Here is a 15,768-nt window from a genome sequence, read left to right as displayed (position 1 = left end):
GGGGCACCACCGTCTACTCGGGATCGTCGACGCTGGACTTCAACCGGGTCAACAACTCCGCCAGCGTCGCCGTCTCCTCTGGACTGAACCCCGACCGCAGCCGCTGGTCGAACCCGACTGCCACCCCGCGCAGCCGGGCGAAGAGCTCCTCGCCGCGCTCGGTCAGCTCGACCTCGTGCACCCGCCGGTTGCCGGGGGAGCGGCGCCGGGTCAGCAGCCCGTCGTCCTCCATCGCGTTGAGGTGGTGGGTCAGCGTGGCCCCCTGGATCCCGACCGCGGCGGCCAGTTCGCGCTGGTTGGACACGGGGCGGGTTTTCAGGGTCAGCAGCACCTGCCACACGGGCACGGTGCCGCCCTCCGCCGCCATCGCGTCCTCCATCGCGCGGCCGATCACCTTGGCGGTCTGGCTGAGCAGCAGGCCCAGCGGCGGTGGAGCGAGGAAGTGCACCCGGGGAGCCTAACATTCGCATTAGATGTCGAATCGTTCGACATCTAATGATATGGTCGGGCGCATGACCGAGATCAACACCCTCATCCAGCGCTGGGCCACCGCCGAGGCCGCCGGTGATCTCCCCGCCCTGCAGGAGATCACCACCCCCGACTTCACCGCCGTCGGCCCGGTCGGTTTCGTCCTGAGCAGGGACCAGTGGCTCGACCGCTACCGCACCGGCGCCCTCCGCACCGACTCCATCACCGTCGACGACCTGGCCGTCCGCGACCACGGCGACACCGCCGTCGCCATCGGCAGGCACACAATGACCCTCGCCTACCAGGGCAACCCCACCAGCGGCGAGTTCCGGGTGACCCACCTGCTCCACCGCGACGGCCACCGGTGGCGGTTGGCGGGCCAGCACCTCAGCCAGATCCGCGTACCCGACCGAGCCCGCGCCGCCCAGCCCTGACTCAGCAGCCCCCGAATCCAGCCTACGGTGGATCGCCATCGGCCCGGAAGCCGAATCGACCGGCTGTGGGCGTACTCGACCGTTGTGGACAAGTCGCCCACTGGATGGCCTCGACCGCGTTGTGGACAGGCCATCCACTAGGTGGCCACGACCACTGTGGACAATCCATCCACTGGATGGCCAGATCGTTGTGGACAATCCATCCACCTGGCAGGCACGACCATGTGGGCAAAGCATCCACTTCGAGTTGTCCACAAGGCTTTCAGTGGCGCACAGGCCCGCCATCGAGCCCGGCGACACCGCTGTCCCGCACTGGACTTGATTCGGGGGCTGCCGAGTCAGAGTGGATCAAGGCCAGGCGGACCACCATCGAGATGCGGCGTCGGGAAGGGAAGCGGTCACTCGCCGAAGGGCAGGACGACCTGGAACCGGGTGTCGCCGGGTGCGGAGTTCACCCGGATGTCGCCGTGGTGCTTGTTGACCACGATCCGCCAGGAGATGTCCAGCCCGAGCCCGGTGCCCTCGCCGACCGCCTTGGTGGTGAAGAACGGTTCGAAGATCCGGCCGAGGACCTCTTCCGGGATGCCCGGACCGGTGTCGCCGATCTCCACCACCAGGCGGTCGTCGCGGGTGGCGGTGCGGATGGTGAGGGTGCCGGACCCGGCCATGGCGGCGACCGCGTTGTCGATCAGGTTGGTCCAGACCTGGTTGAGCTCGGCGGCGTAGGCGTGCAGCGGGGGCAGCGAGCGGTCGTAGTCCTTGACCACCTCGACCCCCGAGCCGATCTTGCCGCCGAGCATGACCAGGGTGGAGTCCAGCAGGTCGTGCACGTCGACCACCTGGAACGGGGCGCGGTCCATCTGGGAGTACTGCTTGGCCGCGCCGACCAGGGTGGACATCCGGGTGGTGGCGTCCTCGATCTCGTTCATCAGGGTCTCGGTCTCGACCGTGTACGCCAGCCAGCGCACCGCCGCCTCGGTCGACGACACCGGGCACAGGCCGACGGCGTGCTCCAGCCACGCGACGTCCAGGCCGCCCGCGACCAGCACCGGCGCCAGGTCCCAGCCGCCGCCGATGCCGCGGTCGTCGAGCCAGTCGGCCAGCTCGTCCTCGCGGTCGCTGGACTCCATCGCGGTCAGCTTGGGTGCCTTGGCGACCCGCTCCACCGCCTCCTCCTGCAGGTGGACGAGGGCGGGCAGCGTTTCCGGGTCGATCCGGCCGCCCGCGAGCAGGGCCAGCTTGTGCCGCATCCCGGCCACCCGCTCGCGCAGCGACGCCGTCGCCCGCACCGCCGCGGCGGCCGGGTTGTTCAGCTCGTGGGTCAGCCCGGCGGTCAGCGAGCCGAGCGCGAGCAGCCGTTCCCGTTGCCCCACCACGGCCTGGGTGTTCTGCATGCCCCAGAACAGGCCCTCCAACAGGTGGGTGGCCATCGGGAACCAGGACCGCAGCACCGGGCCGAACTCCGCCGCGGGCAACTGCAGCATCCGCACGTCGGTGACCGCGACGACCGACATCATGTACACCGGCCGGGCCTGGATGTCGCCGCTCAGGTACGACTGGGTCGCGCCGAAGTACGACCCGCGGTGGTCGCTGCGCTGCACCTCGACCCGCTCGCCGCCGATCGTGCGGTGCAGCGAGACCGTGCCGTCGAGCAGCACGTAGAAGCAGGTCGCCGGTTGGCCCTCGGCCAGGATGTCGGTGCCGCGCGGCGAGGTCTCCTCGACGCCGTGCTCGGCCAACCAGGCCAGCTTGTCGTCGTCGAGGCTCTCGAACAGGAACAGGTCGCGCAGGTCGTCGGGGGTCATGCCTTCTCCAGGTAGCGGTGCACCAGGGTGACGGCCATCGCGCCCTCGCCCACCGCGGACGCCACGCGCTTGACCGAGTCGGCCCGCACGTCCCCGGCGACGAACACGCCGGGCACGCTGGTCTCCAGGTGGTACGGGTCGCGGTCGAGCTCCCAGCCCGGCGGCCGCTTCCCGTCGGACACCAGGTCGGGACCGGCCAGTACGAACCCGCGTTCGTCCCGCGAGAGCGTCCCGTCCAGCCAGTCCGTGCGCGGCGCGGCGCCGATGAAGACGAACAGCCACGACGCGTCGACCGTGGTCTTCTCGTTGGTGCGGTTGTCGCGCAGCGTCAAGGTTTCCAGGTGGTCGGTGCCGGTGCCCGCGACGACCTCGGTGCAGGTGCGGACCTCGATGTTGGGCACCTCGGCGATCTGGTCGATCAGGTACCGCGACATCGACCGGTCCAGCGAGTCGCCGCGGACCACGAGCACCACGGTGCGCGCGTGCCGGGCGAAGTACATCGCCGCCTGACCGGCCGAGTTCGCGCCGCCGACCAGGTACACGTCCTGACCGGAACAACTCGGCCCCTCGGTTGTCGCCGCGCCGTAGAAGACGCCGCGGCCGGACAACTCGTCGAGGCCGGGCGCGCGCAGCAGCCGGTAGGAGACGCCGGTCGCGAGGATGACGGTGTGCGCGGCCAACTCGGTGCCGTCGTCGAACCGGACGACCCGCGCCGCGCCGCGCGGCTCCAGGGCCACGACCTGGCGGGTGGTCAGCATCTCGACCGCGAACTTGGCCGCCTGCCTGCGCGCCCGCTCGGTCAACTGCTCACCGGAGACCCCGTCCGGGAACCCCAGGTAGTTCTCGATCCGGCTGCTCGTCCCCGCCTGCCCGCCGGTGGCCATCCGCTCGACGAGCACCGTGCGCAGCCCCTCGGACCCGCCGTACACCGCCGCGCCCAGCCCCGCCGGGCCGCCGCCGACCACGATCAGGTCGTAGAAATCCGTGGCGGGGTCGATGGTCAGCCCGACCGTCGTCGCCAACTCCCCGTCGGACGGTTCGACCAGCGCGTCCCCCGTCGCGGTGACCACCACCGGCAACCGCGACCCGTCCGCGCCCGCCGCCGTCAACAACCGCTCCGCCTCGGCGTCCTCACCCAGCGCGTGCCACCGGAACGGAACCGAGTTGCGGGCCAGGAAGTCCCGGACCGCGTACGACCTGCTCGACCACCGGTGCCCCACCACCCGAACCTGCCGCACCGGCTGCCGGTCCGCCACCGACCAGGCCGCCAACAGCTCGTCCAACACCGGGTACAGCTTCTCCGTCGGCGGGTCCCACGGCTTGAGCAGGTAGTGGTCCAGGTCCACCACGTTGATCGCCCGGATCGCCGCGTCCGTGTCCGCGTACGCCGTCAGCAGGACCCGCCGGGCCAGCGGGAACACCTCCATCGCCTGCTCGAGGAACTCGATCCCGGACATCCCCGGCATCCGGTAGTCGGCCAGCAGTGCCGCCACCTCCTCCCCGCGCAGCTTGATCTCCCGCACCGCCGCCAGCGCCTGCTCCCCGGACTCCGCACGCACCACCCGGTACGCCTCCCCGTACTCCCGCCGCAGATCCCGCGCGATCGCCCGCGACACACTCGGGTCGTCGTCCACCGTGAGGATCGAGGGCCGCGCCACCCGCCCGGCCGCCTCCGCTGTCGTCATACCGCCAGTCAACCACCCGGTTGGCCCAGCCTGGAAGGACTTCCGCCCACAGCGGATCGCCGCCCGTGGACGAAGCCGCTCCCGACCTGCGGCGCTGGGCATCCCGCTGGGCCACCCGGTTGGCCAAACCGCACGAGGCAGGTGAGCGCGCCGTGACTGCCCGCGATATCCGATTCGGATCGCGGTAACACCGGTGGCGAGAAGGTCGATGCTATCTCCCGGGTGGCTGGCCAAATCCAGGGGGTGGCGTTGAGCGACCACCGAGAACGGGTGTTGACGAACCCGAAATTGTTGCGCGCCATCGGGCACGAGTTGCGCACCGCGCGGGAAGACCTCGGCTGGACGCGAGCCCAACTGGTGGCCCGACTGGATTTCGACGTGCACTCGCAGACCATTGCCACATATGAACTGGGAATCCGCCAGTGCACGCTCGGCCGGTTCGTGGCCATCTGCGAGGCACTCGGCCTGCCCGCGCCGGACGTCCTCGAGACCGCGATGCGCCACGCGGAGGTCGAGCCGCACCTGCTCGTGTGCTCGGTGGATCTGCGTGCGCTCGTGCGCGACCGTGCGCCCGAACTGGAACCGGTGCGCCGCTGGGCATCGCACCGGCTGCTGACCCAACCGGCCGATGACGGTGTTGTCCACTTGGAACCGAAGACGGTGGCTGAGCTGGCCGTGTTCTGCGGCTTGTCCCATGTGGAGTTGTTCGAGCGCCTGATCGCCCTGCCCGCGGAGGTTGAGTCCTAAAGGGACTGTCGCCTGCCTAGTGGAAGGTCCACCACGCGGTCGCGTGCTCGGGCGCGGCGTGCGGGCCGACGAGCACCGCGACGAGCACCACCAGCAGGAACGCGACAACCAGCGCGATTCGGTTGAGCACGATTGCACCGTTCTTGGAGAACGCCGCCACACCGGCGGCTCGGGTTGAACTGACTCTGCCCGGTGATCCTTGCGGAACATTGCCCGCGATGCAACCGTGGGTGCGTTGGCAAACCTGGGGTTGTTCGCTGAGCCGCGCTCAACTCAACCCGCTGAACTGTGGTTCATCGCCGGATCGCGCCGCCGCCACGAACGCCGCTGTCCCCGGAAGGGCTATCCCCGGTTGCCCGTGATCTTCTCGGTGATCGCCTGTTCCCTGGTGGGGTCGGCCATCAGCGAGTACAGGTCCCTGGCCACCTGCCACGCGCCGACCGCGGGTTCCCGCTTCCCCTGCCCGGCCAGGATGTCGCCGACCAGATCGATGGCCTGGGCGTGCAGCGGCACGTTGTGGATGCGGTCGGCCAACTCGGCGGCCCGGTTCGCCAGCACCTCGGCGGTGGCGAGTGCTCCCCGCGCCCGTTCCGCCTCGGCCAGCGTGACGCGTGCTGCCACGATCACCCCGGCGTCCCGCGCGGCCTCGGCGGTCAGCACCGCGTCCCGACCGAATGCGACGGCACCCCGGTCGTCCCGGCGGGCGCGCAGGACCGCGCTGATCCCGGCCAGCGCGCTGGCCCGCGCCGAATCGTCCGCCTGCTCCGCCGCCAGCGACTCCGCGGATCGGAACTGGTGCAGCGCCTCGTCATACCGCCCCAGCGCGCGCAGCGCCTCGCCGAGTTCGTAGTGCGTCCAGCGCCTGCCTTCGGCGCTTGAACGGGCAAGGGCAAGGCTTTGGTCGAGCAGTCGCGCGCTGGTCACCGGGTCGCCCTGGGTCCGGGCCAACCTGCCGAGGTGGAACAGGATCATGCACTGCCCGTGCTCGTTGCGTGTGTGGTCGGCGAACAGCAGCGCCCGGCGCAGGCAGTCCTTGGCCGCGTCGAACTGGCCGAGGTTGATGTGCGAGATGCCCAGATCGGCCAACGAGGCGGCCTCGGCCTCCTGCTCGCCGTCGAGCCGGGCCGCGTGCACCGCGATCTCCCGTACCCGCCTGCAGTCCTCGTGGTAGCCGTGTCGTTCCAGGTAGCGGCTCACCGCGTGCGGCAGCCGCCAGGCGAGGGCGTGGTGTCCCGCGTGCGCGGCGAACGCGGTCGCCGCCATGAGGTTGGCGTGCTCCTCGGTGAACCAGGAGTGGGCCGCGTCCGGGTCGTCGAAGGCGCGCGGTCGCGCGAGCGGGTCCGGTTCCAGCGGCGGGGGAGCACCGTGCCCGGGGTAGAGCGCGTTGTCCGCGGCGGTCGCCGAACCCAGGTAGAAACCCAGAACGCGCCGTTCGGCCGCGTGCCGGGACTCGGGAGGCTCGTCGATGTGGGCGAGTTCGTGGGCACACTCGCGGACCAGGTCGTGGAACCGGTACCGCTCAAGGGTTTCCGTGCGCTCCAACAGGTTCGTGCTGACCAGGGTGGACAGGGCGGCGGCGGTCTCCCGCTCGTCCCGACCCCAGCACGCGCTCGCGGCCGCCACCGTGAAGTCCCGGCCGGGGTGCAGTCCCAGCAGCCGGAACAGCCGCCGCGGCGCGTCGGCCAACGCCCGGTACGACCAGGTGAACAGCGTCCGCGGCGAGGTGTCGCCGTCGGCGTCGATGCCCAGTTCGAGCAGCAGCCGCCGGGGCGGGATCCGCTGGGTATGCCTGCGCAGCCGGTACTCCGCGATGTTCTGCCCGACCACGGTGATCACCAGGGGCAGGCCGCCGCACAGCCGCACCACCTCGGTGCGCAGGTCGTGGTCGGCGCGGTTGGCGTGGTCGCCGTCGCTGAGCCGGGTGCCCAGCAGCATGGCCGATTCCGCCTGCGTCATCGGCGCGACCCGGACCCGGCGCACCCCGTGGGACGCGGTCAGCGCGGTGAGCGAGTGGCGACTGGTCACCACGACGAGGCAGTCGGTCAGCAGCGGCACCAACGCGCGGACGTGGTCGGAGTTGCGGGCGTTGTCCAGGATCACCAGCGTGAGCCGGTTGGTCAGCACCCGGCGCAGCGCGGCGGCGCGGGCCTGCGGCTGGGCCGATGGGGCCGGGTCCTCGCCGAGGCCGAACAGCAGTTCATCCACAACGGACACCTGCGTCGCGGCGGGTAGGCCGGAGTGCCCGTGCAGGTCGACGAACAGGTCGCCGTCGGGGAACCTGGACCGGATCCGGTGTGCCCAGTGGACGGCCAGGGCCGTCTTGCCGACCCCCGGCATGCCCTCCAGGACGATGACACCGCGGACCGGTCCGCCGTCCGCGCCGAGTCCGATGGTGTCCAATTGGGACAGTTCGTGCGCGCGGCCGACGAAGTCGCGCACGTCGTGACGCAGTTGGCGTGGCCGGTATGCCACCCGGGCCGGTACCGGTCGGGAGCCGTTCGGCCTGGTGGCGAGTGACTCGTGGTGCTCGCGCAGGAGAACCGCGGCCTCGGCGTCGCCGTTTCCGTGCAGTGCCCGGTGCGCCGCGACGAAGTACTCGCCCGCCTCCTGGTGGCGGTCGAGCGCGTGCAGCGTGACCAGCCGCAGCTTGTGCAGGGTCAGGTTGTCCTGGTGGGTCTCCTGCAGATCACCCAACAGCCCCAGGACCTCTTCGGCGCGGCCGAGTTCGATCAGCGCGTGCAGGTGCGTGGCGTGCGCGGGCACCAGCTCCTCGCGTTCGAACCGGGCGCGCCAGTCCCGCGCCACCGACGAGCGCAGGTCGTCCAGCGGTCTGCCCCGGCTCAACCCCAGCGCCAGTTCGGCGTAGCGGGCGGCCTCGGCGTGCGCGCCGTTCCCGGCGTGCCTGCTCGCGGTGGCGGCCAGATCGCGGAACTGGAAGTAGTCGATGGTGGCGCGGTCCGTGTCCAACCGGTAGACGCCGCGGTCGCGGCGCAGGGTGGCGGGTACCGGCAACCGTTCGAGCAGCCTGCGGATCCGGCTCGCGTACACGTCGAGAGTCGAGGTGGTGTCGGTGGGCAGGCGCCGCTCGTCCTCCCACACCCAGCGCAACAGGGACTCGCCGGTCAGCGGCCTGCCGGGGGAGATGAGCAGCGCGGCCAACATCGCCTTGGGCTTGTGCGTCGCCCATCCGGCGTCGAGGACCCCGTCCAGCCGCAGGGCCGTCGCGCCGAGAATCCCGAACGCGGCCTCCACCCAGTCTCACCCCTCGACCTGGATTCCCCGGATCCGGCAGCCGCGCGCGGCGGCGGAATGCGCGTCTGGCGTTTTCGGTAGCCGAGTCTAGTGACCGGTGATCGAGGTCAACACGACGAACTCGGCCGATGTCAGCCGCTTGGCGCAACGATTGTGGAAAACGCCTGCCCGCTTCGCACATTCGGCGTACTCCGTTGGTTCCGCGCTGTCCGGCTTTTGCCGGGTGACCGCTGGGAAAATGTGAAAGTGGAACTACTCCCGGTCAACTCTCGGTTTGTCGGCCCGGTTCTCGGTTGTCGATTCCGTTTTCCGGCGGAGTTCGTGGAATTCGTTGTCGGCGGCGCCGGGGGCGAGGCGGATCCGGTTTGTCCGGTTTGACGGTGACCTCCTGGTTGTTGCCTTGGGGCAACCAATTGCTTAGCATGGCTAAGTGACAGGGGAGGTGCAGGTGACCGCAGGGTTGGACACCGGGGTGGACCGTCGTTACCGGTCGGCGGAGGAGCTCGGGCCGAAGTACAAGTGGATCGCGCTGTCGAACACGACGTTGGGGATGTTGATCGCGACGATCAACTCGTCGATCGTGTTGATCGCGTTGCCGGACATCTTCAAGGGGATCGGGATCAACCCGCTGGAGCCGTCGAACACCGGCTACCTGCTGTGGATGATCATGGGGTTCCTGGTGGTCACCGCGGTGCTGGTGGTCAGCTTCGGGCGGCTGGGGGACATGTACGGGCGGGCCAGGATGTACAACCTGGGCTTCGCAGTGTTCACCGTGTCGTCGATCCTGCTGGCGGTGACCTGGTTCCAGGGCGACGCCGCCGCGCTGTGGCTGATCGGCTGGCGGGTCGTGCAGGGGGTCGGCGGGGCGTTCCTGATGGCCAACTCGTCGGCGATCCTGACCGACGCGTTCCCGGCCAACCAGCGCGGCATGGCGCTGGGCGTCAACGGCGTCGCGGCGATCGCCGGGTCGTTCCTCGGGCTGGTCGTCGGCGGGGTGCTCGCGCCGGTCAACTGGAACCTGGTGTTCCTCGTGTCGGTGCCGTTCGGGATCATCGGCACCATCTGGGCGTACCTGAAGCTGCACGACACCGGGGTCCGCAAGCACGCGAAGATGGACTGGTGGGGCAACATCACCTTCGCCGTCGGCCTGGTCACGGTGCTGGTCGGCATCACGTACGGCATCCAGCCCTACGGTGAGTCGCAGACCGGCTGGGGCAGTCCGTTCGTGCTGACCTGCCTGATCGGCGGCGCGGTGGTGCTGGCCGCGTTCGTCGTGGTCGAGAACCGGGTGCCGAACCCGTTGTTCGATCTTTCGTTGTTCCGGTCGCGCTCGTTCACCTGGGGAAATATCGCCAACTTCGCCGCGTCGTTGGGTCGCGGTGGGTTGCAGTTCATCTTGATCGTGTGGCTGCAGGGCATTTGGCTACCGCAGCACGGTTACAGCTACGAGCAGACGCCGTTGTGGGCCGGTATCTACATGTTGCCGATGACGGTGGGTTTCCTCGTGTCCGCCCCCACGGCGGGCATCCTGTCCGACCGCGTTGGCAGCAGGTTGCTGGCGTCGGGTGGCCTCGTGGTGTCCGCGTTGTCCTTCCTGTTGCTGATAGCGCTGCCGGTGGACTTCCCGTACTGGGCGTTCGCGGCGGTGCTGGTGCTCAACGGGATCGGTATGGGCATGTTCTCTTCGCCCAACCGGGCCGAGGTGATGAACAGCCTGCCCGCCAACGCCCGCGGCTCCGGCTCGGGCATGATGACGACCTTCCAGAACACCGCGATGGTGCTGTCCATCGGGTTCTTCTTCAGCCTGATCATCGCCGGGTTCGCCAGCACCCTGCCGGGCGCCATGCGCACCGGACTGGAGGCGCACGGTGTGCCCGCCGGGTCGGCCGAGCAGATCGCCGGGCTGCCCGCGGTCGCGGTGCTGTTCGCCGCGTTCCTCGGCTACAACCCGATCCAGCAGTTGCTCGGCGGCCAGTTGACGACGCTGCCGCACGACCAGGCCGCGTACCTCACCGGCCGCGGCTTCTTCCCCAGCCTGATCTCCGGTCCGTTCGCGCACGGCCTGGCCATCGCGTTCGGCTGCGCGATCGCGTTGTGCCTGGTCGGTGCGGTCGCGTCCTGGTTCTGCGCGCCGGTTCGCGACAACAGGGAGAGCGTGGGGGCGGAGTTGGCCTCGGCGGCGGGGGAGCCGGTCGAGTAGGGCCACTGTGGAGCTTTAACTCACCGGAGGCGCTGAGTCGGGTAGGGCGGGCTCTTGGGTGGTCGCTTCAGCGGCGTGCATAGCGCTGTCGGTGACCCCCAGGAGCAGCAACAGGAGCGCGAACGAGAGCACGCCCATGATGGCGAAAACCGGTCGTAGTCCGAAAGCCTGACCCAGCGCGCCGCCGACCACCGAGCCGAGCGGCATCGTGCCCCAGGCGACCAGGCGGTACCCGCTGTTGACCCGGCCGAGCAGGCGGTTCGGTGTGATCCGTTGCCGCAGTGACACCAGGATGATGTTGGACACCACCACCCCGGCGCCGCTGATCACGAATGACGCGCCGATCAGGTACGGATTGCTGGTGAGGGCGGGCGCGACGATGGAGAGCGCGCCGACTCCGAAGGTGACCAGCAATGCCTTGGCCCGGCCCATTGTGCGCTCTATCCACGGCGCGAAGAACGTCCCGATGAGGCTACCGATCGCGTACATCGACATGAGCACACCGAAACCGGTGTCGCTGAGTCCCATAGGACCAACGGCATAGAGGACCAACAAGGCGCCAGCGGCGTTACCCGCAAAGTTGTAGAGACCGACGACGACGGCGAACGTGCGCAGAAGCCGTTGGCGCCACAGGAAACGCACCCCCTCGGCGATGTCGGACAGCAACGACGTGCGGTGTAGACGTTCAGGGCGGAACTTGCCTTGCACCAGTAAGAGGGCGCCGACTGCTGCCACCCATAGCGCGGTCGGGGTGATGAACGCGGCGACCGCGCCCGCTGCGGCGAGTAGCCCGCCCAGTGGAGGTCCGATGAACTGGTTCGCCGTTAGCTCCGCCGCGTACAACCGCCCGTTGGCTTTGGACAGTTGATCCATGTCCACCAACTGCGGCACGATCGACTGAGCGGACGTGTCGTAGACCGTCTCGGCCACCCCTACCGCGAACGCCACCGCATAGAGGACCCAGAGTGTCCCCGGTGCCACTACGAGCACGGTGAGCAATGCCGCCCGCGCCACGTTCGCCACCACCATCGCCAGCCGCCGGTCGACCCGATCGGTCACCGCGCCCGCGGGCAGCGCGAACAGCAGCCAGGGGAGGGTGAAGGCCAGGGAGAGCCCGGCGATCGCCGCGGGGGACCGGGTGTAGTCGACCGCGACCAGCGGCAACGCGATCTTCAGTACGCCGTCGGCCAGGTTCGACAGCGCGGAGGACACCCACAACCGCCAGTAGTCACGCACCGATCGAGTCTCACACATCGATGGGGAATTCTCCACCGATTGGCTATAGTCGATCCATGCCGACTCGACGCCCGGCCACCGCCGCCGAGGCCAAGGCCCTCGGCCACCCGCTCCGGCTGCGCATCCTGCGCCTGTGCGGCACCGGCGAGCTGACCAACAAGCAACTCGCCGACCACCTCGACCGCGACCCGGGCACCGTCCTGCACCACGTCCGCGTCCTGGTCGGCGCGGGCCTGCTCGAACCCGCCCCGGTCCGCACCGGCGACAGCGGCGCCCTGGAGAAGCCCTACCGCTCCACCGGCGTCTCCTGGTGGCTGGACGGCCCCCTGGTCGGCGCTCCGGAGGAGTACGCCCCCATCCAGGCCTTCCAGGAGGAACTGGCCGCCACCGGCCCCGGGTCGATCCGCCACGCCAGCCGCTTCGTCCTGCACCTCTCCGCCGACGACCTCGAAGAACTCGACCGCCGCATCCTCGCCGTCCTGGACGACTACATCACTACCGACCACACCCGCCGCGCCCACCCAGCCCACGGTGGGATGTTCATCCTGCACCAGCTCTAGCTACCGGCGGATTCCGCTCTCCTCACGGCAGTCCCCGTGCGCCTGACCATATGCCGGTTGTCCACAACGCAAGCCGTCGTCCACAGCCCAGCTCGGTCCGCCCAGCAACATCGCCGCCCCCCGATAGGCTGGCCCCCCCCGGGAGCTCCCCAGGGCGGGTGGGGGGTTGATGGTCCGGGGCGGCCGCCAGCGGGGTCAAGACGTTCGGAGCCGGAGGCCCTTGTTGTCGGTGGTGAGGGTCAGGGTTTGGGCGTCGATCCTGAATTGGGTGTGGGGGGTGAGGGTGGCGAGGATGGTGTTTTCCAGGTCGGTGCTGCCGTCGGTGCACGCCATCTTGGTGAGGATGGGTGGGTCGAACTTCAGGGTCGCGCCGTTGACCGTGTAAGGGGCGCTGCCGGAGTTGCAGCCGGTGTTGATGGCGACCTGGTCGCTGTCGAAGGTCAGGGTGGCCTTGTGCGGTTCGGGCACGGAAGCCTCGGCGTCATCGGAGATGGTGGACTCAACGGTCCACTTGTGGCCGGTGAGCGAAGCCGCCTTTGGGACTGACAACACCAACTCGGTCTCGGTGGAGGTAAGAGTCAGGCGGTCACCGTCGACGCGCCAGGTGGGGTTGGCCTCCAGCGTGTGGGTCAGCCACTGGTCTTGTTGTTCTAGGCCCGCCGAGCACGCCATGTCGGTGGTGCTAAGAGCGCCGGGTTGCAGTGTTCCGCCGGATAGCGACACCGTGCCTCCGATGGTGTTGCACCCGGCGTTGGCGGTGAGCCTGCCGTCGTCGTGGAAGGTGAGGGTTACCGTGGAGCCCGGTACCAGCGCGTGTGGTGTGCCTTTGTCCTTGGCGGAGTCGTACGCGTAGGTCTTACCGACCGGGGTAGGTCCATTCGTCGCGGGTTGGTTGGACCCGCCGGAGCTACCGCAACCCGCCAGGATCAGCGTGACGGCCAGGGCCGGGGTCAGCAGTCGAGTACGCATGTCCAGGGGACGGAACCCGGGCTGTTCCGGGTTGTCTGGATCGCCCATTCCGGTCGCCCCCTTTCCGGGTGCGGTAAATCGGACGACTCGGCGCACACCGGCTGGATACCCTCCCGCCGTGCCCAGGACACCGGTTACCCCTGACGACCTCGACGCGGCCGTCCGACTCGCCACGACCACCTTCCACGACGTCAGCCCCGAGCAGTGGGAACGGGCCGCGGCGGACTCGGAGTGGACCTGCTGGGAGGTCGTCGAGCACGTCGCCGACTGCCTGTTCTACTACGCGGCCCAGATCTCCACCCGTGTCCCGCCGACCGGCGCGGTCCCGTTCTCCTGGGCGCCGCGACGCCCGGACGGCCCGGAGAACATCGTGTTCGCCGACCCGTCCGCCGGGACCGCGGGCCTCCTGCAGGTGCTGGAGGCCTGCGGGGCGATGTTGTCCTCACTGGCCACCACCGCGCGCCCGAGCGGCCTGGCGCACCACACCTACGGCGCCTCCGACCCCGAGGGGTTCGCGGCCATGGGCGTGGTGGAGACGCTGGTGCACGGGCTGGACATCGCCCTCGCCTGCGACCTGCCCTGGGCACCACCGGACGACCTGTGCGACCGAATCCTGGCCCGGTTGTTCCCGTACGCCCCGGACGAAGTCGGTGGCTGGCAGGCGCTGCTGTGGTGCGCGGGCCGGATCGACCTCCCCGGCAGGCCGAGGCTGACCAAGTGGCAGTGGAATGGCACGCCGGTCGATTAATGCAGGCGCCACCAGCGCGGGTAGCCCGTGACGTCGTCCCAGGTCCACCGCAACCGGTTGCGGACCGCGCCAACGCGTTTGGCGACCACGGGGCCCGGCTGTCCCACTCAACCCTGCCGACAATGAGCACCACGCCGTCGTCCACCGCCACGTGGATCATGCGCGCATCGATGCCGCTTAGCCCCCTCGGCCACAGAGCACGAGGCGTCGCTGTCCCGAGCACCTAGGTCCCGCCGGACCAGGGACCTCTCGCTCTGTGGGTGCCTCCCGGGTTGCCGCACGCTGGACGGACGTTCCCGAGGTGAGGAAGGGCAGATGACGGAGGTTCACCCACCCGGCACGACTCCGCGCACCGGCTTCCCCGACCGGGAGACCCTGCTGACCGCGATCCGGATGGCCTGTTGCGCGCCGTCGGTGCACAACTCGCAGCCGTGGCGCTGGCAGGTCGGCCACCGCGCCGTGCACCTGTGGGCAGACCCGAGCCGCGCGCTGCCCGCGACCGACCCGGACGGCCGTGAACTCGTCATCAGTTGCGGAGCAGCGCTGCACCACCTTGTCGTCGCTCTTGCCGCGTTCGGGTGGGCCGCGCGCGTGCACCTACTGCCCGACCCGTCCTTACCCGAGCATCTTGCCGCCGTCGAGGTGTCGACGATGGTGCCGGAGCAGGTTGACTTGGTCTTGGCGGCGGCCAGCACGCAACGCCGTAGTGATCGGCGGGCTTATGCGCCGTCTTCGGTTGATGACGACCAACTGTCTCGGCTTGTCGCGGTCGCCGCAGGTGGTGTGACTACTCGCGTAGTGCGTTCACCGGAGTTATTGGCTCTTATTGCGAAAGCCGATGCGATTCAGTCCGCCGACGGTGCTTACCGGAGCGAGTTGGCGTTGTGGTCGGGCAGGGTAGGTTCCCCTGACGGTGTTCCGGCCGCGAACAGCACAACCGAGACGCGGTACGGCGATTTGGTCACCCGACGGTTCTCTGTTTCTCGACTCGTCCAGCCTACCGGCGCCGATAGTGCTGGCACGTTGTTGGTGCTCGGTACCGCTATCGACGACAGGACCTCGTGGCTGCGTACGGGGATGGCTACCAGTGCGATCACTCTTACCGCTACCGTGCTCCGGCTTGCTACCTGCCCGTTGAGTCAACCCGTCGAGGTGCGTGAGACCCGGGAACTGCTGCGGCGGAGGGTTCTCGGCGGCAGGGTTGTACCCCAACTCGTGCTGCGGCTGGGTAGGCCGGTTGTCGGCGCGGAACCCGTTCCACGCACGCCACGCCGATCGCTGATGGACGTCGTCGAGTTCTCCTAGTCCATAGAGGACCGAGTGCGGCGAGAAGCCTAGCTCTCCTTCTCCGGTAAGACCACCCGCACCCCGTACCCGTCCAGGTCCACCGTCGTTCGCGGTGGCGCGTTGTCCCCGGTTTCGTCGCGCAGCATCAACGACATCTGGCGGTACTCGATCTCGTCTTGCTTCGCCCCGGAGAACACGGCCCCCAACTGGTCGAACGCCACCGCCGACATGCCCAGCCCGGCTTGGGCGTCCCGCTTGCGCCGCCAGGGGATCCACGAGACCCCGCGCGTCCACACCCCGAACCGCTCCAGCGCCGCGAACACCACCAGTGCCACGACCAAGCCGGGCAGGCTCATCGCCCACAGCAACCCCATGCC

Annotated in this window: 13 protein-coding genes; 6 read left to right on the top strand and 7 right to left on the bottom strand. The window is 69.4% G+C overall.

Features of this window, described 5'->3' with window-relative positions:
• Nucleotides 1–13 precede the first annotated feature (13 nt).
• Nucleotides 14–448 (bottom strand): MarR family winged helix-turn-helix transcriptional regulator, encoded by a 435-nt coding sequence (locus H504_RS0130890; RefSeq protein ID WP_026425959.1) that lies wholly within the window; start codon nucleotides 446–448, stop codon nucleotides 14–16.
• 64 nt (nucleotides 449–512) lie between these two features.
• Between H504_RS0130890 and H504_RS0130885 the strand changes: the two genes are divergently transcribed.
• Nucleotides 513–902 (top strand): nuclear transport factor 2 family protein, encoded by a 390-nt coding sequence (locus tag H504_RS0130885; protein WP_026425958.1) that lies wholly within the window; start codon nucleotides 513–515, stop codon nucleotides 900–902.
• A gap of 398 nt (nucleotides 903–1,300) precedes the next feature.
• On the opposite strand, the gene H504_RS0130880 is transcribed toward H504_RS0130885, so the two are convergent.
• Together H504_RS0130880 and H504_RS0130875 are read right to left on the bottom strand one after the other, a co-directional pair.
• Nucleotides 1,301–2,707 (bottom strand): ATP-binding protein, encoded by a 1,407-nt coding sequence (locus H504_RS0130880; RefSeq protein WP_026425957.1) that lies wholly within the window; start codon nucleotides 2,705–2,707, stop codon nucleotides 1,301–1,303.
• Nucleotides 2,704–4,365 carry an NAD(P)/FAD-dependent oxidoreductase gene (locus tag H504_RS0130875; RefSeq protein WP_211239434.1) on the bottom strand — a complete coding sequence of 554 codons (1,662 nt, stop codon included), beginning with the start codon at nucleotides 4,363–4,365 and terminating at the stop codon, nucleotides 2,704–2,706. The genes H504_RS0130880 and H504_RS0130875 overlap by 4 nt, the downstream gene beginning before the upstream one ends.
• Nucleotides 4,366–4,614: 249 nt before the next feature.
• Between H504_RS0130875 and H504_RS0130870 the strand changes: the two genes are divergently transcribed.
• Nucleotides 4,615–5,139 carry a helix-turn-helix domain-containing protein gene (locus H504_RS0130870; RefSeq protein WP_245614524.1) on the top strand — a complete coding sequence of 175 codons (525 nt, stop codon included), beginning with the start codon at nucleotides 4,615–4,617 and terminating at the stop codon, nucleotides 5,137–5,139.
• Nucleotides 5,140–5,481: 342 nt separating this feature from the next.
• On the opposite strand, the gene H504_RS0130860 is transcribed toward H504_RS0130870, so the two are convergent.
• Nucleotides 5,482–8,391, bottom strand: a complete 2,910-nt coding sequence (locus H504_RS0130860) for an AfsR/SARP family transcriptional regulator (protein ID WP_026425954.1) — start codon at nucleotides 8,389–8,391, stop codon at nucleotides 5,482–5,484.
• Nucleotides 8,392–8,941: 550 nt separating this feature from the next.
• Here H504_RS0130860 and H504_RS0130855 point away from each other — a divergent pair.
• Nucleotides 8,942–10,591 (top strand): MFS transporter, encoded by a 1,650-nt coding sequence (locus tag H504_RS0130855; RefSeq protein ID WP_245614526.1) that lies wholly within the window; start codon nucleotides 8,942–8,944, stop codon nucleotides 10,589–10,591.
• A gap of 15 nt (nucleotides 10,592–10,606) precedes the next feature.
• Here H504_RS0130855 and H504_RS37875 read toward each other — a convergent pair whose 3' ends face one another.
• Nucleotides 10,607–11,827 carry an MFS transporter gene (locus H504_RS37875; RefSeq protein ID WP_342668816.1) on the bottom strand — a complete coding sequence of 407 codons (1,221 nt, stop codon included), beginning with the start codon at nucleotides 11,825–11,827 and terminating at the stop codon, nucleotides 10,607–10,609.
• Nucleotides 11,828–11,883: 56 nt separating this feature from the next.
• Here H504_RS37875 and H504_RS0130845 point away from each other — a divergent pair, with 56 nt between their 5' ends.
• Nucleotides 11,884–12,387 (top strand): ArsR/SmtB family transcription factor, encoded by a 504-nt coding sequence (locus tag H504_RS0130845; protein WP_211239430.1) that lies wholly within the window; start codon nucleotides 11,884–11,886, stop codon nucleotides 12,385–12,387.
• Between the two features lie 195 nt (nucleotides 12,388–12,582).
• Here the strand turns inward: H504_RS0130845 and H504_RS39170 are convergent, their stop codons facing one another.
• Nucleotides 12,583–13,356 (bottom strand): META domain-containing protein, encoded by a 774-nt coding sequence (locus H504_RS39170; RefSeq protein ID WP_051386437.1) that lies wholly within the window; start codon nucleotides 13,354–13,356, stop codon nucleotides 12,583–12,585.
• A gap of 118 nt (nucleotides 13,357–13,474) precedes the next feature.
• Here H504_RS39170 and H504_RS0130835 point away from each other — a divergent pair, with 118 nt between their 5' ends.
• Both H504_RS0130835 and H504_RS0130825 read left to right on the top strand, forming a co-directional pair.
• Nucleotides 13,475–14,104 (top strand): DinB family protein, encoded by a 630-nt coding sequence (locus H504_RS0130835; protein WP_026425951.1) that lies wholly within the window; start codon nucleotides 13,475–13,477, stop codon nucleotides 14,102–14,104.
• Nucleotides 14,105–14,419: 315 nt separating this feature from the next.
• Entirely contained in the window at nucleotides 14,420–15,409 is a 990-nt protein-coding gene (locus H504_RS0130825) for an Acg family FMN-binding oxidoreductase (protein ID WP_051386436.1), read from the top strand.
• A 29-nt stretch (nucleotides 15,410–15,438) separates the two neighbouring features.
• On the opposite strand, the gene H504_RS0130820 is transcribed toward H504_RS0130825, so the two are convergent.
• Nucleotides 15,439–15,765: a DUF6191 domain-containing protein gene (locus H504_RS0130820; protein ID WP_026425949.1), complete on the bottom strand. Its 327-nt coding sequence runs from the start codon at nucleotides 15,763–15,765 to the stop codon at nucleotides 15,439–15,441.
• Nucleotides 15,766–15,768: the final 3 nt, after the last annotated feature.

This window comes from Actinokineospora inagensis DSM 44258 (genome assembly GCF_000482865.1).
Lineage (GTDB): Bacteria > Actinomycetota > Actinomycetes > Mycobacteriales > Pseudonocardiaceae > Actinokineospora > Actinokineospora inagensis.
Note: the sequence above shows the minus strand (reverse complement) of the source record. Positions and strands in the feature narration are given on the sequence as shown.

Coding starts and splice junctions, on each gene's coding strand:
- H504_RS0130845 (WP_211239430.1), top strand. CDS start 11,884: ATGCCGACTCGACGCCCGGCCACCGCCGCCGAGGCCAAGGCCCTCGGC.
- H504_RS0130885 (WP_026425958.1), top strand. CDS start 513: ATGACCGAGATCAACACCCTCATCCAGCGCTGGGCCACCGCCGAGGCC.
- H504_RS0130820 (WP_026425949.1), bottom strand. CDS start 15,765: ATGGGGTTGCTGTGGGCGATGAGCCTGCCCGGCTTGGTCGTGGCACTG.
- H504_RS0130855 (WP_245614526.1), top strand. CDS start 8,942: ATGTTGATCGCGACGATCAACTCGTCGATCGTGTTGATCGCGTTGCCG.
- H504_RS0130825 (WP_051386436.1), top strand. CDS start 14,420: ATGACGGAGGTTCACCCACCCGGCACGACTCCGCGCACCGGCTTCCCC.
- H504_RS0130880 (WP_026425957.1), bottom strand. CDS start 2,707: ATGACCCCCGACGACCTGCGCGACCTGTTCCTGTTCGAGAGCCTCGAC.
- H504_RS39170 (WP_051386437.1), bottom strand. CDS start 13,356: ATGCGTACTCGACTGCTGACCCCGGCCCTGGCCGTCACGCTGATCCTG.